Here is a 26,453-nt window from a genome sequence, read left to right as displayed (position 1 = left end):
GTCGGTAAGTCGATATATTGTGAAAATCGCCGATATAATTTGAGTTACGGTCGATATATTTCAAAAATCGCTGATATATTTCAAGTTGTGTTCGATATATTCGAAAAATCGCTGATATAATTTTTTAGAAGAAGACTGCTCGAATCATGGGAAACCTCCTCACAGTTTATATAATTAATTATCGCATATTCGTTAAAAAGAGATTATTATATTTTTGTAGAATGGAATAATGGAGGATTGTATGAAGAGACTGTATGGCAAGTTAGTAGGGGGTATCGTTGCAATCGGCTTACTAGCAGGATGCGATAGTTCTATGAAGAGTGTGAAAGAAAAAGAAGTGTGTAAAACAGAAGAAGAATGCGTGGAAATAGGAGATAATACACTTCAAAAAGTATATGAAAAAATAGATGGATTATCTGAGCTTGAGGCAGTAGAAGATTATGATATAGAAGAGCATGAAAGTGCAGATATGAAAGAGGCAGAGCAGAAAAAAGACGATGATAATGATGAAAGTTATTTCTTTTTAGCTTCTTATTATATCGATGGTGATGAAATTGTAGATCCTTATTTTGAAAAGATAGAACGGAAACGTTTAAATAAAGTATTCGCTGAAGATAAAGAAGCGAAAGAAGAGGTGCTGCAACAACGTCAAGATAGAGGTTATCATGAAGACTTATGGGATATGTATCGTACACTCATTCCAGCTAAATATCGCGGTAATATAACAGAATTTGATTTAATAACGGATGGTTATGACGGTGTTGTTGCCCATGTTATGCCGAGTATGGAGAATCCGAAAGACTGGACTCTTAGCCTAGATACGCTTGATTCTGCGGTAAATATCGATGAAGTGATGAAAACATTAATTCATGAGACGGCTCACGTGTTGACGCTCGGGCATAAGCAAATACCAGTAGATGAAAACTATGTAAAGGCTTTTGAAGAAGATAAAGATATTTCAACGTACCGAAATAAATGTGGAAATCTTTTCTTACAAGAGGGATGTGCGAAGGAAAAATCTTATATTAATCAATTTTATAACGCTTTCTGGAAGCCTATTGAGCAGGAGTGGACAGAAAAGAAAGTAGAAGAAAGTGAAGAAACTCAAATTGAATTTTTTAAAGAAAAGCAAGATGAGTTTGTCTCACAGTATGGAACGACAAATGTAGCAGAAGATATTGCTGATACGTTTACAGCGTTTATTTTGCAAGATTCCAAAAAGGTGAAAGAAGGATCGGAGTTAAAGTATAAAAAAATTGCGTTCTTTTATCAGTTCCCTGAGCTTGTAAGAATGAGAGCGGAAGTGTTATCGGGATTATATGATGTTTCGAAAACGATAGAGCAATAAAGTGGACATTAATGAGAGTTGTATATTTTAGCCAAGAAAACGTAAAGAATTTTAGTTCTTTGCGTTTTTTATGTTTATAAAATTGAAAATTCTGTCTTTTTTATTAAAAAGAAGAAGGAACTATCACTATAAAATAGAATTAGTATAAAAATGTCACAATTTAGACACAATTATAATGCGCGTGTTGTAGGGGCTATAAGTTTACTCTCGAGGAGGTAATGAAACGTATGAAAACGATTCTTGCTGTTGCTGGTCTCATTTGGGTAATGTCTCACGGTTTTCCGATTTTTGAAGGGGAGCAAATTCGTAGTGCATTGGATAAAAAGTTTAATGATTATCATGTGATAGATCGAAAAGATAATGTCGTTACAGTACGTGTGAAAGATTGTTTCCATACAGTTACGGTTGCGGATGGAAACGTTAAAAATGAAACAAAGATGTGTGATAAAAAGTAAAAGAAAGAAGCTGACTATAGTTTATCGTCCTAAGTCAGCTTTTTTTTCGTTTCCCAATTAGAAGTTTTTCAAACGCCTCAACAAACACATACATAAGTGTGGCGAGGACGCAGGTGAGTAGTACGCTCAGTAAGACGAGCGTGAAATTAAATACTTGGAATCCGTAGCTAATTAAGTAGCCAAGACCTTGTTTGGAGACGAGTAGTTCGCCGAATATAACGCCGACCCATGATAAACCAACGTTTACTTTTAACGTTGAAATAATGGCTGGGAAGGATGCAGGGAGAACTACTTGCTTATAACATTGCCATTTATTTGCGCCGAATGTGTCCATCACTTTTATATAGTTAGAATCGACTTCTTGAAATGCGCTGTAAATAACGATGATGGTAATGATAATGGAAATGATTACTCCCATTGCAATCGACGAAGAAATATTTGGACCGAAGATTACAATGATAATAGGACCAAGTGCCACTTTTGGCATGGCGTTTAGGACGACGAGATATGGATCAAGTACGCGGGCGAGAAGTGGTATCCACCAAAGGAAAGTAGCGATAATGGCTCCGAGCACTGTTCCAAGAATGAAGCCTACTCCCGTTTCAAGTAATGTCGTCCATATGTGGACCCAAAGCGAACCGTCAAGCCATTTACTAAGGAAGAGATCCCAAATGCTTGAAGGAGAGCTAAAGAGTAAAGGGTCAATCCACTCTTTTTTGCTAGCTATTTCCCATAGTGCAAAGAAAAGAATGAGTAGTAAAAGTTGTAAAGACCTGGCTAGCCATGCGCGTCTGCGTTCTTTCTTCCGAAACTGTTCATGTAGTTGCTTTATATTATCCAAGTCGTTCCAGCTCCTTCCATATATCTTGGAAGAGGGATGGGAAGTCATGGTGATGGCGTGATTCTAACGGTGATAAGGAACGGATGCTTTCTGGGACGATAAATGTTTTTGCAATTTTCCCGGGATTTGCTTGTAGTAAATAAATACGATCACTCATCGCAATTGCTTCTTCAATATCATGTGTCACGAGTAGTGAAGTTTTTTTATATTTGCGTAGTAAGCTAAAAACGAGATCTTCTAGTTTCAATTTCGTTTGATAATCGAGCGCTGAGAAGGGTTCATCTAGCAATAAAATTTTCGGATCGGTCGCTAACGTTCGAACGAGAGCGGCACGTTGACGCATACCACCGGATAGTTCACGAGGGTATTGCTCTTCTACGTCATGTAGGCCGACTTGTTTTAAAAGTTGTAAAGTATGTTCTTTCGTCTGTTGATCGTAAATTTTTCGGATATGAAGTCCAAGCATAATATTGTCTTCAATTGTCTTCCAAGGAAACAAGTAGTCTTGCTGCAACATATACCCCATAGATGGAGTTTTCGTTGTAATTGGCTCACCATCTAAAAAGACGATACCTTCAATTGGATCAAGCAGCCCGGCAATAATGGAGAGGAGTGTCGTTTTGCCGCAACCACTTGGACCGAGTATAGAAATGAATTCGCCTTCTTCCACTTGTAAACTCATATCTTCGAGAATCAGTTTGGCATTCTCTTTTGCGAAAAAGCAGTGAGAAACGTTACGTATTTGTAAAAAACTCATACACTTCGCCTCTATTTCTTAATAACGCTTTCGGCAATTTTTGTATTGACGAGCGCTTCATGTGGAACTTCTTTTTGTAATTCGCCAGCTTCCTTCATAATCGTTTGGAGCTGTTTCCATTCTTCCGCATCTAATAGCGGATTTGTCGCATAAGAATGTTGCTTTTTATACCGCTCAATTACTTTTACTGTAATGTCTTTTGAAGTGTCTTTAAATAACGGAGAAATTGCATCAGCAATCTCTTCTGGACTATGAGTATCAACCCATTGTTGCGCTTTGTAGAGAGCACGTGTGAATTTTTCAGCAGCAGCTTTATCCTTTTTTAAGAAACTTTCTTTTGCCATGAACGATGTATAAGGAACAGTACCAGATTCATTTCCGAACGAAGCGACGATATAACCTTTACCTTCTTTTTCGAATATACTTGCAGTCGGTTCAAAGAGCTGTACAAATTCTCCCGTACCAGATGCATAGGCATTTGCAATATTAGCAAACTCGATGTTTTGAATTAAGTTTGTATCTTTGTGAGGATCAATGCCATTTTTCTTTAAAACGTATTCTCCAACCATTTGCGGCATGCCGCCTTTACGCTGTCCTAAAAATGTAACACCTTTTACATCATTCCAATTAAAAGAGTCTAATTTTTTACGTGAAACTAAAAATGTTCCATCTGTTTGTGTAAGCTGTGCGAAGTTAATGACAGGGTCTTTTGCGCCTTGTTGATGAACGTAAATAGACGTTTCTGAACCAACGAGAGCAATATCAATGCCGCCAGATAACAGGGCGGTCATCGTTTTATCTCCGCCAGCTGTTGTTTGGAGGTCAATATTTAATCCTTCATCTTTAAAAAATCCTTTTTCAATCCCGACATATAACGGGGCGTAGAAGAGAGAATGGGTAACTTCGCCGACGCGAATGTTTTGGGTTTGTTCTTTCGTACCTTCTTTTTTACTACTGCAAGCAGCGAATGTGAAAACAGCTAGTAACATGATGCAAAAAACAGCTATTAATTTTTTCACTATATAACACCTCCTAGAAGTCACTCTACAAGCATGATATGTAGGTAAGTGCCCATATGTGAGTGTAGATAGCAGGAATTTTTTTGGTGATAAAGAAGTACAAATATAAGGGGTGATAAAATGGAGTACGAATATGATGATAGCGTACATTTACATCTTGATTATTTCGGAACAGAATGTGATATGGAATCGATTGCTTATAAGCGGAAGAATGAAGACGTGTGGGATGTGTATTTTAATTTTGGAGCATATGGCCTTCAGAAAGATGAGATTGAGACGGGTAGATTTATGGATGAATATGCTGGTCATTACGTTTTTTCTGTACATGCTCGTGATCTTAGCTGGGAATTTGGAAGTGCTCAATTTGAAGAGTGGGTTTTGAGAAATCATATAGTAGAAAAATCGCTGCAAAAATAGGGAGGAATTTCGTGATTGATTTTCTCATTCTATTGTTCATATTTGTAGTTGGATTTTTCATTATGCAATTTCTTACTTACCAATTTGCAAAGAAAAATATTCATAAATACAAGGGGATAAAATGGGTTCATATGTGGTTAGATATGACGATGAAAAAAGGTCCGAGATTAGATCTTTTTGATTTTGTAGTTATCGTACTTGTATGTATTATATGGAAAGTATGGATGTATCCTCTTGTATAATAAATATGCCTATTTCTGTTAAAAGGAAGGAGAACCTGTCAGTGTTGATAGGTTCTTTTTTTTTGATAAAAATTTTGTGAAGCATAGTTCATTTATTATGCTACTAGAATATAGAAGAGATAAAGAAGTTGTATTTTTTAAGGGGAAATTAAGGATATACGTGTATAATACAAACACATAGGGAGACTAACTGTATACAAATATGTTATTTTGTATAGGACAATATGTTTTTTGATGCGAGACGAAGGGGTAAAGGAAAGAGGGAATAAATTGCTTTTTAATGTTTTAACACAACAACGAAGAAGAGATGAATTTTATCTTAGTTTTTCTCCTCAGGAGCCGAGGAAGAACCTACTAATTTCTATCATTCTTAGTGGAATGTGGGCGATTTGTTTAGAAACGCTGTTTTTTGTTATGTTAAGGTCTTTCGAATTCGAGAAAACTAAAGAATTTTTTAATGGGAAAATCCAGCTAAGTATACTCATTATTGTTTTGTGGAGTGTACTACTATACATCATTCATTTAAATAAAGGTATCAGTCATAAGCTTAGGCCAGCTATTCGAGTTTATGTCGTATTATTTTTAATTGCTCATACAATGAATTGGATGTATATCCTGATACAGGAGGATATGAATCTTATAGTAGTAAATACATGGGTGTATTTACAATATGGACAGTATATATTAAGCCTATTATTTATTTATATGGTATACGTTTTTGCATATAATTTAATTGGAAAAGTTTTCTTAAGTACAATGATAACTAGCCTAGTTTTGATTATTTTTGTGATGGTGAACCATTTTAAGCTCATTTTTAGAGGGGAGCCATTCTACCCGTCTGATTTTACACAGATTGGCCATATGAATTCCGTTATACCGATGGTTATGGATTATTTCAGTTTTTGGAATATGTTTCTGATGATAGTTAGTATTGTTTTACTGATATTTATAGTTATGTATATAAGAAAATACATTCCAGTTATAAAATCACATATTATTATAAGGATAATTTTAATATGTGGCTCTGCGTTTATGTTGTATGCATATAGTAACTACCCTACTACCTTTATGAATAATATATTTACAAAAGCTGGGGTAGACATCCGCGCATGGAATCAAGCTTCAAATTATAAGGGGAATGGTTTTGTTATAGGATTTTTAAGTAATTTAGATACGACAGTCATAAAAGAGCCAGAGGGATATTCAAAGGAAAATATGCAGCAAATTGCAAAGGGTATAGAAAAGCAATATGGCGGTAAAGTAAAAGCGCAAAAAAAGGCAGAGAAGCCGAACATTATATATATTATGAGTGAAGCATTTTGGGATCCGACAAAATTAACGAATCTTTCATTTAGCGAAGATCCAGTGCCGAATTTACATCGTTATACAGAGAATTTCCCAGGGGGACAAACGATAGCTCCTACATTTGGAGGGAATACAGCGAATACAGAATTTGAAGCATTAACGAGTTACTCGATGAGCCTTTTAATGCCAGGTTCTATACCCTATCAACAAGCTATTCCAAGTCAGAAAGAAGTTCCATCTATTGCAAGTGAATTGAAAAAGCAAGGGTATTATGCAAGTGCAATTCATGCCTTTAATCGATCGTTTTATAAACGGGAAGATGTATATAAAACATTAGGATTCGATAATTTTAATGCAGAAGACACGATGAAAAATACAGAAGTGGTTGGAGATAATATTGGTGATTTATCTATGAGTAAAGAAATAATAGATGAATTAAAAAAGAGAAAACAACCTACATTTATTCATGCGGTGACGATGCAAAATCATTTTCCATATACACCAAATATGTTTGGTGAAAATAAAATAGAAATTAGTGGATTAACAGAAGAGGAATCGAAAGCGGAATTAGAAGCATATACAGAAGGGGTAAGACTGTCTGATGAAGCGCTACAATATTTAATCGAGCAGCTTGATGAGTTAGACAGGCCTACTTTATTAGTCTTCTTTGGAGATCATTTACCTATGTTAGGAACTAATAAATCTATTTATAAAGAAGCAGGATATATAGAAAATGAAGAGACGGTAAGAGAAAGATTAATTATGTCAGAAACACCATTGTTAATGTATGCGAATTTCGATTTGCCAAATGACAATTTAGGTTTAGTAAGTCCAATTTATTTTTCTAGTCTTGTTTTTGATTATGCAGGATTAAATCAATCACCATTTTATCAATTTCTATCGGAAATGCATAAAGAAATACCGGTTCTGAGAGATGAGTTAAAGGTTAATAAAGATGGGGAAGAGATAACAGATTTAACAAAAGAACAAAAAGAAATGTTAGAGCAATATAAAATGCTCCAATATGATTTACTTGCTGGAAAGCAGTATAGTAAAGATATACTTTTTAAATAGAAAAATAAAAAGAACTTGTATAACGATACAAGTTCTTTTTTTATAGTATTTAACGGGGTAACCAGACAAGCTGGGTTTAGGGAATATTACCTGTACATTTAGTATAAATGTAAATATAATCGTTTTATTGATTGATTTGTGAGAAATGTGTGAATTTTAACCTTTTCAAAAACTGCGTTCATATCAACACGATTTGGCATAGGTTTTTATGAACGTAAAAATTTTATAAGTTCTTCATTTAATTCATCCGCTTGATCGATTGGAGAACCGTGACCACTATTTGTAAGAGGCTGTAACTGAGAGTTTTTAATCCGCCTTTGTGTGAGTTCAGCGCTTTTGTAAGGGATAAGTTGATCGTGAATACCGTGGAATATTTTTGTTGGGACGTTAATTTTACTTAAATCTTTCGTTACATCTTCATTTGCGGCTGCTTGTAATATTTTGATGAGAGCGTAGGAAGCAGACTGCATACCGAGATAAGAAAACCATTCTAACGTAGCAGATCCTAAGTTTCTATTAAAAAATGATAAAGATACGTCATTTAAAAATTTAGGCATATTGGCATACATTTGATTAATAAGGGTATCTGCTTGTTCTTTTGGGACACCATAGGGAGATTCTTGATTTTTAACGAAAGAGGGGGAAACAGCATCGACTAATACAAGTTTAGAAATACGATGACCATTATAGCGAGACATGTACCGAATAGAAAGAGCACCACCTACTGAGAAACCAACTAATGTAGCATTTTCTACTTGAAGTGCTTCTAGAACAATGGCGATATCGTCTGCTAAACGATCGTATGTGTAACCAGTCCACGGTTTATCAGATTGCCCGTTTCCGCGTATATCCATAGCGATGCAGCGGAAACCATGCTGTGGCAACACATTGAGCTGATATTGGTACATTTGATGATTTAAAGGCCAGCCGTGGACGAAGAACACGGTTTTACTACCGGGGCCGGGATTCACGTCTTGCACAAAAATATGCACATCTTTTTCGACGGTAACAAACATAAATTATCCCCCTATCCTATTCATAAGCTCTATCCCAAAAACGTTGTTTCGTCATAGCCTTAATAAATTCATTCGCCAGGAGCATAGAGTTTTGTTCTATTAAGACACCAGGCTTTCTTTCATTTTTAAGTGTGAAAGATTTCAGTGATTTATCCATTTATCAATGGCCCGTAAAAGCCTGATTGGTAAGGGCTGATTAAAGTTTCACTTTATTTTTTATCTTCTACCCCCTACATAATATACGTATTATTGTTTATAGTTTTTATGAATGCATATAGTCTGAAAATATCGTGACATTGGGATGATTTTCCTTAAATGTTCGATTTATCTTTGTTTGTTTATGAAAATCATTTATTATAATAAATGGTATTCTTCGAGATATTACTTTGAAGGGGTGTTGAAGTGAAAGAAAGTTTTCTATCATATAAAGAAGAAGAAAAGAATGCAAAAATCCTTTTGTGGGTGCTATATGGCATTGTAGTTTCATACCAAATTTTCTACGCAATCGTATTAGAGAATAAATCGCTAACGGATAAGGGACATAGCATACTATGGCAAGTTATTTGCGGAACAGCAATACTCGGTGTGAATGTATACTTAATAAAAAAAGAGAAAGCGAACCTTGTTAAATATGCATGTGTATTTGCATACATAGGAATAGAAATCATTAATATACTTTCGTATATGCTTTATAATAAGGCGGCATTTGATGGGGGAAATATAATAGAAATTATTCTCATCTTCTTTGTACCTATATTTTTAAATAAAAAATATTTTGTGTTTGTACTTTCAACTATTGTAGGGAAATATGTGATTTATTTATTTGTATTAAAGGAAGTAAAAGGGTTTATGTTCCTCATTATGTATACACTCGTATTAATAGCGGCATACATCATTTTAAATCGATTTATACAATACCTTTCAGCGGTAAAGGAAAGTATTAAGATTGCTAGTGAATCACAAAAATTAGCAGTAATCGGAAAAATGGCAGCGACAGTGGGACATGAAATTAAAAATCCACTTGCTTCATTAAAAGGGTTTACGCAATTACAACGAGAGAAGCATGGGGAGGACCCTATTTACAAACAGATGATTTTTGAAATAGAAAATATGAATAATATGATAAGTGAATTGATGGAGGTTGCTACATGTAAACCCTCTATTTATAAGAAACATAATATAGGTGAAATTGCATTACAAGCAGTAACAATTCTTCGAGAAAAAATGAATGAATCCAATGTTCAGCTTATTTCTAATATCGAAGAGAAGATATTAGAAGTTGAATGTGATGAGCGGAAAATAAGAGGAGTCTTTCTATATGTCATAAAAAATGCTCTGGAGGCAATGGAGCAAGGTGGCACGTTAGAGTTACGGTTAGAAAATAAAGGCCAAGATTATGTAATGCTAAGTGTAATCGATAATGGTTACGGTATTAAGAAGGAAAATTTGGCTCGTATTACAGAAGCCTTTTATACAACGAAACAAGATAAAATTGGCCTGGGACTTACGGTAGCACATCGGCTTGTTACTGAGCAGCATCTTGGTGAATTACATATTTCAAGTGAAAGAGATATTGGAACTAGAATAGATATCATTCTCCCGAAACAACGTGGAAATAGTGAAATCCAAGTGGGAGAAAAGCTAGGAGTTACCATATGAATAAAGACGATATATTTAAAAATGAAGAAATGAAGGCACTGAAAATATTTTTAAGTTTATTTTTTATTATATTTTTTGTATACGATCTTGCCTACGAATTTATTGTACCTTTAATAGGAGGAGAGCAAGAAGGAGTAGGACAATTTGAAGATGGTTTAGGTTTATGGCTGTATTTTCTGATGGTGATCTTATTTTGTATTGGAGTATATTTCATGAAATGGAAGAATCCATTTGCAGTGAAGTATATTATACTAATTGGATATAACCTATTAGATTTTATCCATAATTTTATGATTTACTACGGTAGTGATGCTGAGTTTGATGGTGGGAATATAGTAGAAGGATTTTTTATTTTATTTGCCCCACTCTTTGTGAATAAAAGATATTTTTGGTTAGTTCCGAGCATACTTGTTGGAAAATACGCTCTTATAGGAATCATTATTCACTCTACACTCGTTTTAATCCCGATGGCATTATATAGCGTATTTACTGTCATATGTTGGATTATGTTTTTGCGGTTTCAATCTTACGTTCGTACGCTTGAGATGATGGATAAAGAAATACAACAAACAGAAAAGCTAGCAACTGTTGGAAAAATGGCAACAGTTATTGGCTACAAAATTAAAAGACCTCTAGCGAATTTGAAGAAATTTGTGAATAAGCAAGCAAATAAATATCCAGAGGATAAAATATATAGTGATATTATGAAACAGGAAGTGGAACGAATTCATACAATCGCTACAGAACTTAGTGGATTTGAGAAATCTAAATCACTAGAATCAGAAATTCATAGTATAGAAGAAATTATCGCTTATGTTATTCGAGTTATGGGAAAGCCTGCTTTAAAGCAAGGAGTTCACATACAAGGTATTTATAGTAAAGACATACCATCGATTACATGCGATGAAAAACGATTAAAACAAGTGTTTTTTAATTTAATTAAAAATGCGATTGAGGCAATGTTAGTTGGCGGAACGATTACGATTAAAGTGACTGTAGAAGATGCAATCATTATTCAAGTTAAGGATGAGGGATGCGGCATCCCAAAAGACAAAATTCCGAAGCTAAATGAAGCCTTTTACACAACGAAAGAAACGGGAACAGGTTTAGGTTTAGTAGTTACAGAAAAAATTATTAAAGACCACAACGGTAAAATGAGTTTTGAAAGTGAAGTTGGGGTTGGGACGACGGTGAAGGTTATGTTGCCGATACAATAAAAAAGTATTTTTAAAAGGGAAATCACTTACTTGAGAGCGATTTCCCTTTTTATGAATAAAAATTCAAAAGTGTTTGCATCATTCGTACAGTATATATAATTTTAAATCTAAAATATGGATATTTTTACAATGATAGTATAAAATGAGCTTGTCTGTTAGTTGTTTTAATTTATTTGTATTTCTATTTCTATTTCTATTTGTTGGCCCCAATTATTGGGGCATTTTTTGAAAATGAAATGGATATATATTTGTTATTAAAAATATAGAATGCATAGCGTTTATAGTAAAAATAGGATTAATATATGGAAGAGATTTTTTAGATGCTTTTGGAGTACTTCTGTGGATGTTTCGACTATTGGTTCGTCTTCAATTAATTATTTTTGTTGTTCATAGCAAAATAAGAAGCGGTTAGGAAACAAATAAAGCTTAGAATCCAACCAATAGAAGGAGAATAGGGAAGTATATGTTGTAATACCATTCCGCTGGAAATAAAAAAACTACCGAGTAGACCTAAGAAGATGGGGTATCGCAGTAATTTGAGCATAAGTGATACAACCTCCTTTATTACATACATTGTATATCGGTCAGAATTTTCTGTATATATTTTTTGAGAAAAAAGGTGGTACAATATATGAATGATACGAGAGAGGATGAACATTAACATATGTACGTTACTGTAACAGAAGCAGCATATAAAAAGATTATGGATACGATTCCAAATGAGGCGAAATATATAAAGTTATTTTACGATAACGAAGGTTGCGGTTGTGTAATGAGCGGAATTATCGATTTAGTAGCTGTAGCAGAAAAAGATGAGCGCGATGTGGATATTGAATCAAGCCAGTTTAGCTTTATCGCAGATCGCACAAAGCTTGTATTTATGGATGATAAGTTAACAGTTGATTGGCATGAAGGTGGAGGAACTTTTCAGCTGAAGAGCCCAAGCCAATTTTATAATCCAAATATGAAGTTACACGTTCGAGTGTAGTGAAGGAAAGGTGATTCCAAAATGTATTTTGGAATCACCTTTTTTATTGTATAAGTCGATATATTTAAAAAATCGCCGATATAATTTCCTGTACCAAAACGTTGCATACAATACAAAGGTTTTTTTCACATAATGAAATGTACATATGATTGAATTTTCTGTATAATCTTATTTGCGGAGGGGATACGCATGAGAAGATGGGGAATTGAGTTATTAATTTTAGCAGTTGTTATTATTTGGGGGATTAATTTTACGATTGCGAAATATGGACTTTTAGAATTTACAGCAATTGAGTTTACTGCACTTCGTATGATATCGGCGGCACCGCTTATGTTACTCCTTACCTTTTTTATTGAAAAGTCGGTTTATATGGAGAGAAAAGATATACCTAGATTAATCATCGTTAGCGTTGTAGGTATTGTACTGTATCAAACGTTATTTATGGAAACTGTCAAATATACATCCGCTACAAATGCCTCTTTACTTATTTCTATTTCACCTATTTTTACAACTGTATTTGCTATTTTCTTGAAACAAGAAAAGTTTTCTTCTCGAAAGTTCATCGGTTCTATCATTGCCTTTAGTGGTGCAGCATTAGTTTTAGTAGCAGGGCATTCACTTGCTAGTTCTTTTTATGGAAATGGAATTGGGCTAATTACATCAATATGCTGGGGGCTTTATCCTGTTTTAGCTGGTCCATTAATTAAAAAATATTCAGCACTACGTGTCACCGCATGGTCAGCACTAGTTGGCGCGATGCCGCTTTTACTTTTAAGTGGACCATACATATTTATAATGCCATTTCACATTACACATGGAATGACACTATTTGCTTTACTATATTCTATTTTCTTTGTAACAGTATTCGGTTTAGTTATGTGGTATGTTGGGATTCAAAAAATTGGGGCGTCACATACGATGGTATATATGTATATAACGCCGCTTGTAGCTGTTTTATTTGCAGCTGTATGGGCAGATGAATATGTATCGTTTCAACAAATAATTGGTGGGATTATTATTTTCTTCGGTTTATGGTTTGTGAAATCGGAGAAAGTAAAAGTGCACTCTACTGTGGGGAACCTATATCAAAATAGGAAAACAGATCACCTATGATCTGCTTTCCTATTTTTTTATTTTTGGTAAGAAGACGAGAAATAAGATAGCAGTAATAAGTGGAATTAAGTTTAAAAATGGAATACGGAAGAGTGTGATAAGAATAATACCTGGAAGAAGAACACCGAGGACAGCATAGAAAATACTATGATTTTTCGTGTACCAATACAATGAAAGTCCAATAAGTGCAGGGATAATAAGGTGAATGAGAGCCATTAAAAAATAAATCATTAGACGCCCCCTTTATTTGTGTGCTTATTACATCATATCCGTATGTTCATAGATTGATATCATTTTTTTCATAAATGGACGAAAAATGTTTGGAAAAACGTCACAAATTATAAGAATATGATGTTTGAAATCTTGTATAATATTATTTCCTAAAAGCATTTAAACAACGTAAACATATCGTTTATGTTGTTTTTAATTTGATTGAAATGGATGTAAGCAGTATAAACTTGAAAGAAATTTTTTGTTGGATAGATAAAAATTACCGAAGAGGAGAACAGCATGATTAGTATGTCATTAAGGTCATTTAAAATTCAATCGTATTATATACTAGGTATTTTGTTAATAGGATGGATGTTAACACCGTTTTCAGCACATTTTTTAGGCGCTGGAATTGGACTTATCGTAAGTATGTATTGCGTTTGGCTTTTAGGGAGACGAATTGAGAAGCTTGGAGATAGTATCGTAAAGAAAACGAAAGCACCGACGCTCGGTATGTTTAATCGTTTTGCTGCGGCTATTTTAGGTGCTATTATTATGTACGAAATTGAGCACCACATGGTTATGTGGGCATTTGCAGTAGGGATTATGGGCGGCTATTTCTTAATTGTTGTTAATTTAGGATACTATAGCATGAAAGATGAGAAAGAATTAACGAAGAGCTAAAAAGATAAAAAGCTTCTTTTTAGATGGAATAGATGATCCAGCCACGGATAGAAACGGTCAGAGCCTTTTTTAGCCCCATGCGATGTGAAACCAGAGAGATGTAGTGAGTAGGGATATAATTTATATGTGCGAAGCCGTGATTTATCTCTGTTGAAATGGGTTTACTCTGGGATAAGTGATTCAGTGATGGATAGTACAGCAGGAAGCGTAACTTTGCATAAAATACAGATTTCCGCTTCCAATAAGTTAACATGAAATCACGTATTAGTATGACTCTTAGATTTTTTAAAAAAGTTGGATATAATACAAAAAGCTATCCCGATAATTAGAATAATATATTTTATTGTTTCACTTGTATGCTCAAATAAATTAACGTTAAGCATCACAAGTCCCCAAAACATTTGGATCGCTCCATAACTGAATAAAATTTTTCCTGTACGAGAAAAATTTTTCATAGGTTTCACCCCTTCCTATATATGTAAATTGTATCATAAAAAACTAAAAGTAAATAAATATAAAGTGAAATTTCTGTAAGTTAACCGAGCTAAGCCACAGATGAAGAGATGAACGTTTCACTTTATATAAGATATAGAAAGAAGCTTACGCAAAAACGTAAGCTTCTTTTTTATGTAAGTGTGTGTAACCGTTAAGCCGCATTGGGTTTTGTCGGTGAGTACGCGGAACTTTACGGTTACACGACACTTATTCATATGAGTAAAAGGGTTATTCCAACAGAAAGTTTATTCTTAAGCGATTGGGCCGCCTAAGTTAATAATATCTTCAGATACGCTGTCGAACTTTTTGAAGTTCTCTTTGAATTCATTTGCAAGCTCGATTGCTTTTGCTTTGTAAGCAGCTTTATCAGCCCAAGTTTGTTCAGGCATTAACACTTCGTCAGGTACACCTGGTACGTGAAGTGGAACTTCAAGACCGAAGATGTTATGTTTAGCTGTTTCAGTTTTCGCAAGTTCGCCGCTTAATGCCGCTTGAATCATTGCACGAGTGTAACCTAAGTTCATACGTTTTCCAACGCCGTATTCGCCACCAGTCCAGCCAGTGTTTACTAAGAATACTTTCGCATCGTGTTTCTCAATTTTTTCACCAAGCATTTCAGCATAGCGAGATGCATCAAGTGGTAAGAATGGTGAACCGAAGCAAGTTGAGAATGTTGCTTGCGGAGATGTAACACCGCGCTCTGTTCCTGCTAGTTTACTAGTATAACCACTTAAGAAATGATACATAGCTTGTTCTTTTGATAACTTACTGATTGGAGGCAATACGCCAGATGCATCAGCAGTTAAGAAAATGATTGTATTTGGGTGTCCAGCAACACTTGGCAGTACGATATTATCGATCGCATGCATAGGGTATGCAGCACGAGTATTTTCTGTTAAAGTAGTATCGTTATAGTCTGCGATACGCGTTTGGTTATTAATGATAACGTTTTCTAAAACAGATCCAAATTTGATTGCATCGAAAATTTGTGGTTCTTTCTCGTGAGAAAGGTTTACACATTTTGCGTAGCAACCGCCTTCAATATTGAATACACCGTTATCAGACCAACCATGCTCATCATCACCGATTAATTTGCGGTTTGGATCAGCAGATAATGTTGTTTTACCTGTTCCAGATAAACCGAAGAATAGTGCTACGTCACCTTCTTCACCTACGTTTGCAGAGCAATGCATAGAAAGAATATCTTGTTCAGGTAGTAAGAAGTTCATAATAGAGAAGATTGATTTTTTCATTTCTCCAGCGTATTCTGTACCACCAATTAGTACGATACGTTTTTCGAATGAAACCATAATGAATGCTTCAGAGTTTGTACCGTCAACAGCTGGATCAGCTTTGAAATTCGGCGCAGAAACAATTGTGAACTCTGATTCATGAGTTGTTAATTCTTCTTCAGTTGGACGAATGAATAATTGATGTACAAATAAATTGTGCCATGCATATTCGTTAATAACTTGAATTGGTAGGCGGTAATTGCGGTCAGCGCCTGCAAATCCATTGAAGACGAATAACTCTTCTTTTTCTTTTAAGTATTCTAAAACTTTAGTATATAATTTATTAAAATGTTCTTCAGAAATCGGTTGATTCACAGCTCCCCAAGCAATTTTGTCAGCAACCGATGCTTCTTTCACAATAAATTTATCTTTAGGAGAACGTCCTGTATATTTTCCTGTTGAAGCAGAAACGGCACCAGTCGAAGTTAATTTCCCTTCATTTCGCATTAATACTTTTTCCACTAATTGCGGAACACTTAGTTGAATCTGTGCATTGCTTCCGTTCAATAATTCGTGTAAACCAATTTGGACATTCACAGTACTCATATTTATATACCATCCTTTTCATTTAATGAAATATTTCTCGTAATCCCCAACAAGAGTATAACACAATTATATAAATAATGTATACTATTTATTTCTTTTTGTTTGTGTGAATACATTATTTCCTTATTAATATTTCATTTTAGGCGTATTGAGAAAAACTTTCAGGAAAATGTGAATATTAATTGACAAATGAATATCATTTCTTTAGTATAGGTTGGGACGGATACTCTCTTATCCCGAGCTGGCGGAGGGACAGGCCCGATGAAGCCCAGCAACCTCACTTGTAGTGGTAAATACAGGTGAATAGGTGCTAAAACCTGTGCGAGGCTACAGGTCTCGAACGATAAGAGCGAAGGGCAAAAAGCAGTATGCAAGTAGCAAATTAAACCTTTCCTCTATGTAAAGTAGGAAAGGTTTTTCTGTATGCTTGTGGGAGAATAAATGTATGTCGCAGTTTGTGGCAAATTAAGGATGAGTTCCGTACAATATATACAATTACTGTAGGGAGGTTTACCACATGACAAAAAAACGTCATCTGTTCACATCTGAGTCTGTAACTGAAGGACATCCAGATAAAATTTGTGACCAAATTTCTGATTCAATTTTAGATGCGATCTTATCAAAAGACGCAAATGCACGTGTAGCTTGTGAAACAACTGTAACAACTGGTTTAGTATTGGTAGCGGGGGAAATTACGACTTCTACTTACGTAGATATTCCAAAAATCGTTCGTGAAACAATTCAAGGCATTGGTTACACACGCGCAAAATACGGATTCGATGCAGAAACTTGTGCAGTTTTAACATCTATCGATGAGCAATCTGCTGACATCGCTATGGGTGTTGACCAAGCGCTAGAAGCACGCGAAGGTCAAATGACTGACGCTGAGATTGAGGCAATTGGTGCAGGAGACCAAGGTTTAATGTTTGGTTTCGCATGTAATGAGACACAAGAATTAATGCCACTTCCAATCTCGCTTGCTCACAAATTAGCTCGCCGTTTAACTGAAGTACGTAAAGATGATACATTATCATACTTACGTCCGGATGGAAAAACGCAAGTTACAGTTGAGTATGATGAAAATGGTAAACCTGTACGTGTAGATACAATTGTAATTTCTACACAGCATCATCCAGATGTTACATGGGAAGAAATCGATCGCGATTTAAAAGAGCATGTAATTAGGACTGTAGTTCCAGCAGAATTAATGGATGGAGAAACGAAATTCTTCATTAACCCAACTGGTCGCTTCGTAATTGGTGGACCACAAGGTGATGCTGGTTTAACAGGACGTAAAATCATCGTTGATACTTACGGTGGATACGCTCGCCACGGTGGTGGTGCATTCTCTGGTAAAGATGCAACAAAAGTTGACCGCTCTGCAGCATATGCAGCTCGTTATGTTGCGAAAAACATCGTAGCAGCTGGTCTTGCTGATAAAGCAGAAGTACAACTTGCATACGCAATCGGTGTAGCACAACCAGTATCAATTTCAGTTGATACATTCGGCACTGGTAAAGTATCTGAAGACGTACTAGTAGAACTAGTTCGTAACAACTTCGATCTTCGCCCAGCTGGTATTATTAAAATGCTAGACTTACGTCGCCCAATTTACAAACAAACAGCAGCTTACGGCCACTTCGGACGTACTGATGTAGATCTATCATGGGAACGTACAGACAAAGCTGCAGCTTTAAAAGAGCAAGCTGGTCTATAATATATGAAAAAAAGCTTTGCGCAGTGAGCGCAAAGCTTTTTTTATTTCGTTTTACTTATGATTTGGATGCATGATTTGCAATACACTTCTCCGTCTAGCTCAATATACTTTTTCATATTTGTTATGCCGCTTGCTGGAAATGGCATATGAATCCACGCTTTTTCATATGTTTTTATTTCTTTTTGGCATGATTTACAAACAGTTGGCTTTTTTTGAAACATGTGAAATTAACCTTTCATTTGACGTGCTTTTCCTGCGCAAAATGCACTGCTCAGTAAAAATAGCGTTGCGAATATAATGCTTACTAATGTAGAGTATGGGATTGCGCCTTTTAGAGAAAAACCGACAGTGATGGAAGCAACAAATAAGAGGATGAATGTTGTTGTTAATTTTTTATATAGTTCCATAATATGTAGACCTCCGATTTATTTGGTAGTGCAATTTTAAAAACTGAATTCTACTATGTAGAAAATATAAGAAAAGTTAAAGGTTAGCTAATGATGTGAAGTCTAGGGGGATAAGAAAGAATGTTTTTTATTTTCCTTTTTGTGGATTAGTATACTTATATTGTATCATGATGCATCATCGGCTTCATACATAATTGTGTAAAGATATGTATGATAAAATGAAGAAAAGTCTTTAAGAAAGGAAGAGGAAAAATGAGTGTCAATGAACATAAAAAACAAGCTCCAAAAGAAGTGCGATGTAAGATCGTGACGATTTCTGATACACGTACGGAAGAGACAGATAAGAGTGGACAATTATTACATGAATTGTTAAAAGAAGCAGGACATACAGTGACTTCTTATGAAATTGTAAAAGATGATAAAGAGAGTATTCAGCAAGCAGTGTTAGCTGGTTATCATAGGGAAGACGTAGATGTTGTATTAACAAATGGTGGTACTGGTATTACGAAACGTGATGTCACAATTGAAGCCGTATCAGCGCTATTACATAAAGAAATCGTCGGATTTGGTGAGTTATTCCGCATGATTAGTTATTTAGAAGATATCGGAAGTAGTGCAATGTTAAGTAGAGCGATTGGCGGCACAATTGGGCGAAAAGTTGTCTTTTCAATGCCAGGGTCTAGCGGAGCAGTTCGCCTTGCGATGAATAAATTAATTTTACCGGAATTAGGTCATATTACATTTGAGCTGCATCGTCAATGAGTAAATGGGCTGGAATTGTATTAGCGGGCGGTATGTCGAGTAGATTCGGTGAGCCGAAAGCGTTAGCGAGCTGGCAAGGGAGTACGTTTATTGAGCGTATTTTGAAAGTGATGACAAGGACGCTCCAAGAGGTTGTAGTCATTAGTCATTCTGATATAAAAGAGCGAGTAGAGCAACTCGTACAAGTTCCTGTTATAGAAGATATTCCGCACTATAAAGGAAACGGACCATTTGCTGGGATTGTATCAGGGATGGAATACATAGAAGCAGATTGGTACGCTATTATGCCTTGCGATGCGCCAAATGTTTCGCATGAGTGGTTTACCATTTTATTAGAGCAAACGAGTGATGAATATGATGCAGTCGTACCTATTATTAATGGAAGGAAACAACCGTTACTTGCAGCATATCATAACCGTGTGAAAGAAAAGATTTATGCTTTGCTTCAAGAAGAAAAAAGAAGTATGGGCCAACTTTTATCACAATGTAATGTGAAATATGTTGCTGGAGAAGATGTACAAGCGAATGCAGATTGGTTTATGAATGTGAATACGAAAGAAGAATATGTGCAGGCTCAAAAAGACCTTTCAAATGAATGAAAGGTTTTTTTGATATACAGAAATTGGGGAACAATTACTGTATAAAGGTATGTGAGTAAGTTGATTTTAAGGAGAATTCTTAAAATCATCATACAGTTAAAATACTGTATAACCATATATTAATTTTTATGGGTTTTTATTACAAGTCTGTTTGTTTATGTTTGTTTATGTTTGTTTTTGTTATGATGAATATAGAAATAATATGATTTTTCACCTTGTGTATCATTTATTTAAGTAAAGTTTACAACTGTGTAATAAACTCCCTTCGTTTTTTTGAAGGGAGTTTTTCTATTTAAGCAAGCAACTCTGATGCGTTATGCTGAAGGACTTCTTCATATTGGTTAAGTAAGCCACGAAAGATCTCATCCCAGCTTTTTAATTTCGCATAAGATGAAGCTGCTATTCCCATCTGCTCAAGTTTTTCTTCATTTTGCAATAAAAGATAAATGGATGATAGAAATGCGTCCTCATTTTTGGGTGGACAAAGAACTCCTGTTTTTCCATCTGTAATAATATTTTTAACCCCGCCACTATTTGCACCAATGACAGGTGTACCGCATGCAAGCGATTCAAGTACAACGTTCCCAAATGTTTCAGTAGCAGATGGAAATACCATTAGATCGGAAGAAGCATAGGCTTCAGCTAAATCTTCACCTTGTAAATATCCAGTAAAGGTTACATTTGTTTTTGGGACAGCTTCACGCAAATTTGTTGCTAGAGGACCGTCTCCTGCTATAAGCCAATGAATATCGTTTCGAGTATGCGCTGATTTAACGATAAGATTTTGCAACGTATCAATATCTTTTTCAGGGGCAATCCGTCCAACATAGGAAAGGACGTACTTCGCTGTAATATTATATTTTTTTCGGAATAGGTCTGTATTGTAAGATGGATGAAAGAGTGTGCAATCTACACCCCGTCCCCAAATAGAGAGAGCTTGAAAGCCTTTATTTTTTAATTGATGTAATGTTTCAGGAGAGGGTACAAAATTTTTTTGCATATGACTATGAAACCACTTTAAATAGTTCCAAAGCATATTAGAGAGAAATTCGATTTTGTAATAGCGTAAATAAGCATCGAAATCAGTATGATAAGAACCGACAACTGGGATGTTTAACTTTTTTGCATAATACAATCCACAAAGTCCCATGTTGAAAGGTGTGGCAATGTGAATAATGTCAGGTTTAAAGGAAAGAAGTTCTCGTTTAATGCGCGGAGTAGGAAAAGAAAAACGACATTCTGGATATAATATTGTTAACGGGATACTTCTCATCTTGTTCACATTAGCCACGAAATTATCTTCAGCCGTATGCTGAGGGGCGAAAACAGAATAGGCGATTTTTTCTTTCTGAAAGTAACGTGTTAATCGTTCTAATGTTTTCGCAACCCCGTTCACTTGTGGCGTAAAAGTATCGGTAAATATGGCGACTCTCATCATATCACTCCTTTATGTGAAAAGTGGGATGAATTGATAAAAAGAGATGATGCCAGAGCAAGTGCCGAGGCACATACCGACGAATACATCAGACGGATAGTGAAGCCCTAAATAAATACGAGAAATACCAACGCATAATGCTAACGGTAATAGAAAAACAAATAAGCTTGGATTATAGCAAATAAATGGAATAAAGACAGAGAAAACAGCTGTTGTATGACCAGACGGGAAAGAGTGGTCTTTTAATGGATGGACTGGATATTTTGCATCCTGAATTGTTAAATAAGGACGTTTTCGCGGATACCACCTTTTTAATATTTGCACAGGGATATGGCTAATTGCTAACGAAATAGCAGTTGCAATTGCAGCTTGGTGCAAAGTTCCCTCTGCGAAAATTAAAAAGAACAGTGTGAGTGCGATGGAGAAAGTCGCGCCACCGATATGAGTAATATTGCTGAAAAATATATTTAACGTTTTTTGATCAAAATATCGGTTAATTCCTTTGAAAATGTAACATTCTATTTTATACAGTCCACTGGCCTTCATGAAAATTCTCCTCCCTCGTTTACATATATATGGAGATATTAGCTTTTATTTTAATAAGATTTTGTTGAGGGAGTAATAATGTTTTGTAAAGAAAAAGTTAGTTTTTTTATAAAAAAGCTGCCAATCTTATGGCAGCGGAATTTTATTTCTGTAATGATTTATAGTACTGACCTTTTTCAACATATTGTGTGCGGATACGCTCCATGTCTTTACGGTCTTCTTCTGTTAATTCACGAACGACTTTCGCTGGACGACCGAAAGCTAACGTGTTTGGCGGGATTTTCTTTCCTTGTGAAACGAGGCTTCCAGCACCGATAAAGGCTCCTTCGCCAATTTCAGCACCATCTAATATAATAGATCCCATTCCAATTAAAGCATCTTTCTTAATATGGCAACTATGTAAAATCACTTGATGCCCAATTGTTACATCGTCTTCTAAAATAAGAGGATATTGTGGGCTTTGGTGAAGTGTACATTGGTCTTGTACATTTACACGATCTCCAATGATTGTTGGTGATACATCGCCGCGTATGACTGTATTAAACCAAATACTTGATTCTTCGCCAACTGAAACATCGCCTGTAATGGTAACATAGTCAGCGATAAAAGCACTACTCGCAATTTTCGGATTTTTTTCTTTGTAAGGATATATCATGTAAAGCCTTCCTTTCCTAGAGACTAGTTTCAGTGTATCAAATTATGAGAAAGAGTGAAATGGAGGAGAGCCGTATGTGGAATTATGAAGCAGAGGAAGCGAAAGCTGTAATCGTTATTGTACACGGCGCAATGGAATATCACGGACGTTATGAAGCCGTTGCGGAAATGTGGAATCATATCGGCTACCACGTCGTGATGGGGGACCTTCCGTCACATGGAACGACTTCAAGAAATAGAGGACATATTGATTCGTTTGATGAATACATAGAGGAAGTTAAACTATGGGTGAAAGAGGCAAGAAAGTACAGATTACCTATTTTTCTATTTGGTCATAGTATGGGTGGTCTTATCGTCATTCGTATGATGCAAGAAACGAAGAGAGAAGATGTAGACGGCATTATTTTAAGTTCGCCATGTTTAGGCGTATTAGCTGCACCTTCTGCACCGCTTCAAGCTGCCTCAAAAATATTAAATATTATTGCTCCAAAATTGCAATTTGCAACAAATCTTACAGTGGAAATGTCAACACGTAACCATGAAGTGAGAGATGCGATGGAGAATGATTCATTGTTCTTGCGCAAAGTATCAGTACGTTGGTATAGTGAATTAATTAAGTCTATTGAAATTGCTCATAAAAAAATAGGTGATTTTCCAGACGTTCCACTCTTGCTAATGCAAGCATGTGAGGATAAACTTGTAGATAAAACACGTGTCCGCATGTGGTTTGATAATGTTAAAATAAGTGATAAGGCTTTTAAAGAATGGCCGAATTGTTATCATGAGTTATTAAATGAGTATGAGCGTGATGAAATTTTGAATTATATTCAGTCATTTACTGAAATACGCATCAATAACATAATAGAAACAAATAAGTAAATTATTTGTACATTGAATAGAGGAGATGAAGGAAGAAGTGAACGTACCGAGTAATCCCATAACGCTCATGGCGAAAGTATACCGTGATGTGTTTCCGGTTGTACACCATGAGCTAGCGATGTGGAAAGAGCGTGCCTACCATATTCCGAATGATGAGCTTCATAGTCAGGCAATCGCAAGTATTGAGCATAAAACGTTTCATTGCGAAGGCGGTGGCATTTTAGCGCTATTAGCGAATGAACACCGTGAGGAATGTATTCGTTTTATCGTCGCATATCAAACGATTAGTGACTACTTAGATAATTTATGTGATCGCAGTACATCACTTGATCCAAATGATTTTGCCGCGTTGCATGAATCGATGTTAATGGCATTATCACCTGAAGTAGAAGGTGGCGGTAATTATTATCGTTATCGTGATGATCAAGATGATGGTGGTTATTTAGATGAACTTGTTGAAACGTGCCAAGATGTTTTAAAGAAAACGAAGCACTATGACAAAATTGCTCCTGTTCTTCATGAACTTGCTTGTTATTATTGTGATTTGCAAATTCATAAACACGTGAAGTTAGAAGAAAGAGAACCACGATTACAAAAGTGGTTTGAAGCGCATAAAGAAAACTTACCTGAGATGAGTTGGTTTGAATTTTCAGCATGTGCCGGTTCTACGCTTGGAATTTTCTGTCTTGTAGCATATGCATTTCATGATGAATTACATGATGAAGATATTGCGAAAATTAGACAAGGATATTTCCCTTACGTGCAAGGACTTCATATCTTACTTGATTATTTCATTGATCAAGAAGAAGACCGCGCCGGCGGGGATTTGAATTTCTGTAGTTATTATGAAAACGAGCAAGCTATATTAGATCGTATGAAACACTTTGTAGAAGAAGCAGAGAAAAGCATTGGTGATTTGCCTCATGCGAAGTTTCATCGTCTTATAAGCCGAGGGTTACTTGGTATTTATTTATCAGATCAAAAAGTATCAGCACAAAAGAATATGCACAAAATGGCACGGCGCATTGTAAAATACGGAGGCCTCACTTCACGATTCTTCTATTGGAACGGGAAGATGTACCGAAAGAAAACGGCGCAGTGATGAAGAAAACCACTCATATAGAGTGGTTTTTTGTTATAATATGGTAAAGGTGGTGGCAGAAATGAAGTATGTCTTTCAAAAGCTATATGATCACATTGAAGTAACACTCTTAGTCTTATTATCAATTTCATTTGTAACTGGAATGTATATGATGATGAATAGGCCAAGTGGTCCTACTATGATGGATTATGTGCCACAAGTAATAATTGGCGCAATTATTATAGTAGATATTGTCTTTTTAATAAGTAGTAGAAAAAAACAAACGAATAGTAAATAAAAAAGCATTTGTACACGGTAGTACAAACGCTTTTTTATTATGAACGTATTTTTGCAAATGCATATATAAGAAGCTCAACCGCGAAAATAACTAACACAGATAGTCCGAATAAAGGCATGACAGCGCCTAGTATAACCATCATGATAAAGAAAACGAGTATGCTTTTCTTATCTCTTTGCTTAGGAGGTGCTGCTAATTTTCCTTCCGGCTTTCTTGCTAACCACATTTTTATTCCGTAATAAATGAGAAGTAATAAAGATAATGTCGTTAGTAAGCATAATATTTTATTTGGCCATCCGAATAAATGACCTTCGTGAAGCGGGATACCGTAAGTGAACCATTGTGCAAATAAGCCATAATCACGATAGTCCGTTTTGGAAATAAGTTCGCCGCTATATTGATCAAAGTAAGCTGTTATTTCTTCATTTGGTGCGACGTGCATACCCGTAATACCAGAACCGCTCGATTTCGAAACGGTGAATACACCTTTCGGATCAGTTGGTAGTGAGATAACATATGGTTTTTTTATTTCAATTCCTTTTTGTAATTCATCGACAGAAATTGCTTTCGGTTCATTTGAGTTCGATTCAGGAGGAGCTTCTTTTCTTGTTGCCCATGGTAATTCTTTTACCTTCGATTCAGGCGGTGCCATATATAATTTCGGATACCCGAGCGATTCATTCGACGATGCGATTTTATAAATTTGGTTACCCATAAATCCTGACCATGGCAATCCAGATGCGACTAACAAAACGAGAGGAATTGTAAATATAATACCGATAATAGAATGACGTCGTTTTGCTTTTTCTCGTTTACTGGAGGCCGGTGTGTTTTTGAACTGGCGTATACTCATATACAATCCGGTTACAATTAAAAAGATTGTCCAGCATGCCGCAAGTTCTACAATATAGTTAACGACAGTGCCACCAACTAAAAGAGAACTATGTAATTCCCTCATGATATTGGCAAATGTTTCACTTGCGTTTTGATCTCCGACAATTTGATTATTACTATCTAAATACACATATTTTTGTTGTCCAGTATACTCATTTGCAATGGTAAGTCTCGTATTATAATCTTCATGAAACTCACTAATTTTTGCCACACTATAATGCGGATATTTTTTCTCTGTTAATGAAATAGAATCAGCCATCGAAATAGATTCTGTTTGGGCGCTCTTCCCAAAATATAAATCTTTATAGATGAAATCTTCAACTTCCTCCCGAAATAAATACCCAATTCCGCTCAGTGACAACGTAATAAGAAGCGGCGTAATAAAAAGCCCAGCATAAAAATGCCAACGCCAAAAAATGTAATGAAGCGAACGATTTACTTTCATACTCTTAGTTCCCCTAACCTTCCCTATATGAATAACTACTTATTTAATATAGCGAGAT

At 35.5% G+C, this 26,453-nt stretch carries 29 protein-coding genes and 1 riboswitch; of the genes, 16 read left to right on the top strand and 13 right to left on the bottom strand.

Annotation, left to right across the window (positions count from 1 at the left end):
• The first annotated feature begins 241 nt into the window (after positions 1 to 241).
• Together ACYVEC_RS21045 and ACYVEC_RS21040 are read left to right on the top strand one after the other, a co-directional pair.
• On the top strand, positions 242 to 1,348 hold the full coding sequence (locus ACYVEC_RS21045) for a recombinase family protein (protein WP_460508161.1): 1,107 nt from the start codon (positions 242 to 244) through the stop codon (positions 1,346 to 1,348).
• Between the two features lie 227 nt (positions 1,349 to 1,575).
• Entirely contained in the window at positions 1,576 to 1,803 is a 228-nt protein-coding gene (locus ACYVEC_RS21040) for a hypothetical protein (protein ID WP_000849109.1), read from the top strand.
• Positions 1,804 to 1,837: 34 nt separating this feature from the next.
• Here the strand turns inward: ACYVEC_RS21040 and ACYVEC_RS21035 are convergent, their stop codons facing one another.
• The 3 genes from ACYVEC_RS21035 to ACYVEC_RS21025 are packed head-to-tail and all read right to left on the bottom strand — an operon-like array spanning position 1,838 to position 4,420.
• On the bottom strand, positions 1,838 to 2,644 hold the full coding sequence (locus ACYVEC_RS21035) for an ABC transporter permease (RefSeq protein WP_063223635.1): 807 nt from the start codon (positions 2,642 to 2,644) through the stop codon (positions 1,838 to 1,840).
• Positions 2,637 to 3,401 (bottom strand): ABC transporter ATP-binding protein, encoded by a 765-nt coding sequence (locus ACYVEC_RS21030; protein ID WP_063223634.1) that lies wholly within the window; start codon positions 3,399 to 3,401, stop codon positions 2,637 to 2,639. The genes ACYVEC_RS21035 and ACYVEC_RS21030 overlap by 8 nt, the downstream gene beginning before the upstream one ends.
• Positions 3,402 to 3,412: 11 nt before the next feature.
• On the bottom strand, positions 3,413 to 4,420 hold the full coding sequence (locus ACYVEC_RS21025; protein ID WP_063223633.1) for an ABC transporter substrate-binding protein: 1,008 nt from the start codon (positions 4,418 to 4,420) through the stop codon (positions 3,413 to 3,415).
• A gap of 120 nt (positions 4,421 to 4,540) precedes the next feature.
• Between ACYVEC_RS21025 and ACYVEC_RS21020 the strand changes: the two genes are divergently transcribed.
• From ACYVEC_RS21020 to ACYVEC_RS21010, 3 genes are all read left to right on the top strand, one after another.
• Positions 4,541 to 4,837, top strand: a complete 297-nt coding sequence (locus ACYVEC_RS21020; protein ID WP_063223632.1) for a DUF3986 family protein — start codon at positions 4,541 to 4,543, stop codon at positions 4,835 to 4,837.
• A gap of 11 nt (positions 4,838 to 4,848) precedes the next feature.
• Positions 4,849 to 5,079, top strand: coding sequence for a hypothetical protein (locus ACYVEC_RS21015; protein ID WP_063223631.1), 231 nt, complete (start codon positions 4,849 to 4,851; stop codon positions 5,077 to 5,079).
• A 234-nt stretch (positions 5,080 to 5,313) separates the two neighbouring features.
• On the top strand, positions 5,314 to 7,458 hold the full coding sequence (locus ACYVEC_RS21010; protein WP_142332678.1) for an LTA synthase family protein: 2,145 nt from the start codon (positions 5,314 to 5,316) through the stop codon (positions 7,456 to 7,458).
• 206 nt (positions 7,459 to 7,664) lie between these two features.
• Here the strand turns inward: ACYVEC_RS21010 and ACYVEC_RS21005 are convergent, their stop codons facing one another.
• The gene (locus tag ACYVEC_RS21005) at positions 7,665 to 8,474 is read right to left on the bottom strand and encodes an alpha/beta fold hydrolase (RefSeq protein WP_063223629.1); all 810 of its coding nucleotides are present in this window, start codon (positions 8,472 to 8,474) and stop codon (positions 7,665 to 7,667) included.
• A gap of 402 nt (positions 8,475 to 8,876) precedes the next feature.
• On the opposite strand from ACYVEC_RS21005, the gene ACYVEC_RS21000 reads away from it, so the two are divergent.
• The 4 genes from ACYVEC_RS21000 to ACYVEC_RS20985 all read left to right on the top strand — a co-directional run bounded on the left by ACYVEC_RS21000 (position 8,877) and on the right by ACYVEC_RS20985 (position 13,451).
• On the top strand, positions 8,877 to 10,133 hold the full coding sequence (locus ACYVEC_RS21000; protein WP_063223628.1) for an ATP-binding protein: 1,257 nt from the start codon (positions 8,877 to 8,879) through the stop codon (positions 10,131 to 10,133).
• The gene (locus tag ACYVEC_RS20995) at positions 10,130 to 11,350 is read left to right on the top strand and encodes an ATP-binding protein (RefSeq protein WP_275719011.1); all 1,221 of its coding nucleotides are present in this window, start codon (positions 10,130 to 10,132) and stop codon (positions 11,348 to 11,350) included. The genes ACYVEC_RS21000 and ACYVEC_RS20995 overlap by 4 nt, the downstream gene beginning before the upstream one ends.
• A 664-nt stretch (positions 11,351 to 12,014) precedes the next feature.
• Entirely contained in the window at positions 12,015 to 12,338 is a 324-nt protein-coding gene (locus ACYVEC_RS20990; protein ID WP_000289563.1) for an iron-sulfur cluster biosynthesis family protein, read from the top strand.
• A 189-nt stretch (positions 12,339 to 12,527) separates the two neighbouring features.
• On the top strand, positions 12,528 to 13,451 hold the full coding sequence (locus ACYVEC_RS20985) for a DMT family transporter (protein WP_063223626.1): 924 nt from the start codon (positions 12,528 to 12,530) through the stop codon (positions 13,449 to 13,451).
• A gap of 9 nt (positions 13,452 to 13,460) precedes the next feature.
• Here ACYVEC_RS20985 and ACYVEC_RS20980 read toward each other — a convergent pair whose 3' ends face one another.
• Positions 13,461 to 13,682: a hypothetical protein gene (locus ACYVEC_RS20980; protein WP_000639043.1), complete on the bottom strand. Its 222-nt coding sequence runs from the start codon at positions 13,680 to 13,682 to the stop codon at positions 13,461 to 13,463.
• Between the two features lie 279 nt (positions 13,683 to 13,961).
• Here ACYVEC_RS20980 and ACYVEC_RS20975 point away from each other — a divergent pair, with 279 nt between their 5' ends.
• Positions 13,962 to 14,345, top strand: a complete 384-nt coding sequence (locus ACYVEC_RS20975) for an ATP synthase subunit I (RefSeq protein ID WP_060632637.1) — start codon at positions 13,962 to 13,964, stop codon at positions 14,343 to 14,345.
• Between the two features lie 257 nt (positions 14,346 to 14,602).
• Here ACYVEC_RS20975 and ACYVEC_RS20970 read toward each other — a convergent pair whose 3' ends face one another.
• Positions 14,603 to 14,800 (bottom strand): hypothetical protein, encoded by a 198-nt coding sequence (locus ACYVEC_RS20970; RefSeq protein ID WP_199677839.1) that lies wholly within the window; start codon positions 14,798 to 14,800, stop codon positions 14,603 to 14,605.
• 291 nt (positions 14,801 to 15,091) lie between these two features.
• Entirely contained in the window at positions 15,092 to 16,678 is a 1,587-nt protein-coding gene (gene pckA / locus ACYVEC_RS20965; RefSeq protein ID WP_063223624.1) for a phosphoenolpyruvate carboxykinase (ATP), read from the bottom strand.
• Between the two features lie 228 nt (positions 16,679 to 16,906).
• A riboswitch (SAM riboswitch) is annotated at positions 16,907 to 17,028 on the top strand.
• A 167-nt stretch (positions 17,029 to 17,195) separates the two neighbouring features.
• Between pckA and metK the strand changes: the two genes are divergently transcribed.
• Positions 17,196 to 18,395, top strand: coding sequence for a methionine adenosyltransferase (gene metK / locus ACYVEC_RS20960; RefSeq protein ID WP_063223623.1), 1,200 nt, complete (start codon positions 17,196 to 17,198; stop codon positions 18,393 to 18,395).
• Between the two features lie 41 nt (positions 18,396 to 18,436).
• On the opposite strand, the gene ACYVEC_RS20955 is transcribed toward metK, so the two are convergent.
• Both ACYVEC_RS20955 and ACYVEC_RS20950 read right to left on the bottom strand, forming a co-directional pair.
• On the bottom strand, positions 18,437 to 18,616 hold the full coding sequence (locus ACYVEC_RS20955) for a hypothetical protein (RefSeq protein ID WP_063223622.1): 180 nt from the start codon (positions 18,614 to 18,616) through the stop codon (positions 18,437 to 18,439).
• A 6-nt stretch (positions 18,617 to 18,622) separates the two neighbouring features.
• Positions 18,623 to 18,802 carry a hypothetical protein gene (locus ACYVEC_RS20950; protein ID WP_063223621.1) on the bottom strand — a complete coding sequence of 60 codons (180 nt, stop codon included), beginning with the start codon at positions 18,800 to 18,802 and terminating at the stop codon, positions 18,623 to 18,625.
• Between the two features lie 252 nt (positions 18,803 to 19,054).
• Here ACYVEC_RS20950 and ACYVEC_RS20945 point away from each other — a divergent pair, with 252 nt between their 5' ends.
• Both ACYVEC_RS20945 and ACYVEC_RS20940 read left to right on the top strand, forming a co-directional pair.
• Positions 19,055 to 19,564, top strand: a complete 510-nt coding sequence (locus ACYVEC_RS20945; RefSeq protein WP_063223620.1) for a MogA/MoaB family molybdenum cofactor biosynthesis protein — start codon at positions 19,055 to 19,057, stop codon at positions 19,562 to 19,564.
• A complete protein-coding gene (locus ACYVEC_RS20940) occupies positions 19,561 to 20,163 on the top strand; it encodes a molybdenum cofactor guanylyltransferase (RefSeq protein ID WP_063223619.1) in 603 nt (200 codons plus the stop codon). The genes ACYVEC_RS20945 and ACYVEC_RS20940 overlap by 4 nt, the downstream gene beginning before the upstream one ends.
• A 292-nt stretch (positions 20,164 to 20,455) precedes the next feature.
• Here the strand turns inward: ACYVEC_RS20940 and ACYVEC_RS20935 are convergent, their stop codons facing one another.
• The 3 genes from ACYVEC_RS20935 to ACYVEC_RS20925 all read right to left on the bottom strand — a co-directional run bounded on the left by ACYVEC_RS20935 (position 20,456) and on the right by ACYVEC_RS20925 (position 22,799).
• Entirely contained in the window at positions 20,456 to 21,598 is a 1,143-nt protein-coding gene (locus tag ACYVEC_RS20935; RefSeq protein ID WP_063223618.1) for a glycosyltransferase family 4 protein, read from the bottom strand.
• A gap of 12 nt (positions 21,599 to 21,610) precedes the next feature.
• On the bottom strand, positions 21,611 to 22,144 hold the full coding sequence (locus ACYVEC_RS20930; RefSeq protein ID WP_063223617.1) for a phosphatase PAP2 family protein: 534 nt from the start codon (positions 22,142 to 22,144) through the stop codon (positions 21,611 to 21,613).
• 142 nt (positions 22,145 to 22,286) lie between these two features.
• Positions 22,287 to 22,799 carry a gamma carbonic anhydrase gene (locus ACYVEC_RS20925; RefSeq protein WP_000640207.1) on the bottom strand — a complete coding sequence of 171 codons (513 nt, stop codon included), beginning with the start codon at positions 22,797 to 22,799 and terminating at the stop codon, positions 22,287 to 22,289.
• A gap of 74 nt (positions 22,800 to 22,873) precedes the next feature.
• Here ACYVEC_RS20925 and ACYVEC_RS20920 point away from each other — a divergent pair, with 74 nt between their 5' ends.
• The 3 genes from ACYVEC_RS20920 (at position 22,874) to ACYVEC_RS20910 (ending at position 25,056) form a co-directional block, all read left to right on the top strand.
• On the top strand, positions 22,874 to 23,677 hold the full coding sequence (locus ACYVEC_RS20920) for an alpha/beta hydrolase (RefSeq protein WP_063223616.1): 804 nt from the start codon (positions 22,874 to 22,876) through the stop codon (positions 23,675 to 23,677).
• Positions 23,678 to 23,714: 37 nt separating this feature from the next.
• Entirely contained in the window at positions 23,715 to 24,779 is a 1,065-nt protein-coding gene (locus ACYVEC_RS20915) for a tetraprenyl-beta-curcumene synthase family protein (protein ID WP_063223615.1), read from the top strand.
• Between the two features lie 61 nt (positions 24,780 to 24,840).
• Positions 24,841 to 25,056 (top strand): hypothetical protein, encoded by a 216-nt coding sequence (locus tag ACYVEC_RS20910; RefSeq protein WP_063223614.1) that lies wholly within the window; start codon positions 24,841 to 24,843, stop codon positions 25,054 to 25,056.
• 37 nt (positions 25,057 to 25,093) lie between these two features.
• Here ACYVEC_RS20910 and ACYVEC_RS20905 read toward each other — a convergent pair whose 3' ends face one another.
• A complete protein-coding gene (locus ACYVEC_RS20905) occupies positions 25,094 to 26,395 on the bottom strand; it encodes a PepSY-associated TM helix domain-containing protein (RefSeq protein WP_063223613.1) in 1,302 nt (433 codons plus the stop codon).
• Positions 26,396 to 26,453 lie beyond the last annotated feature (58 nt).

It is taken from the genome of Bacillus sp. MN7755, assembly GCF_054771475.1.
The sequence above is the reverse complement of the archived record's forward strand: the minus strand, read 5'-3'. Positions and strand labels throughout refer to the sequence as shown.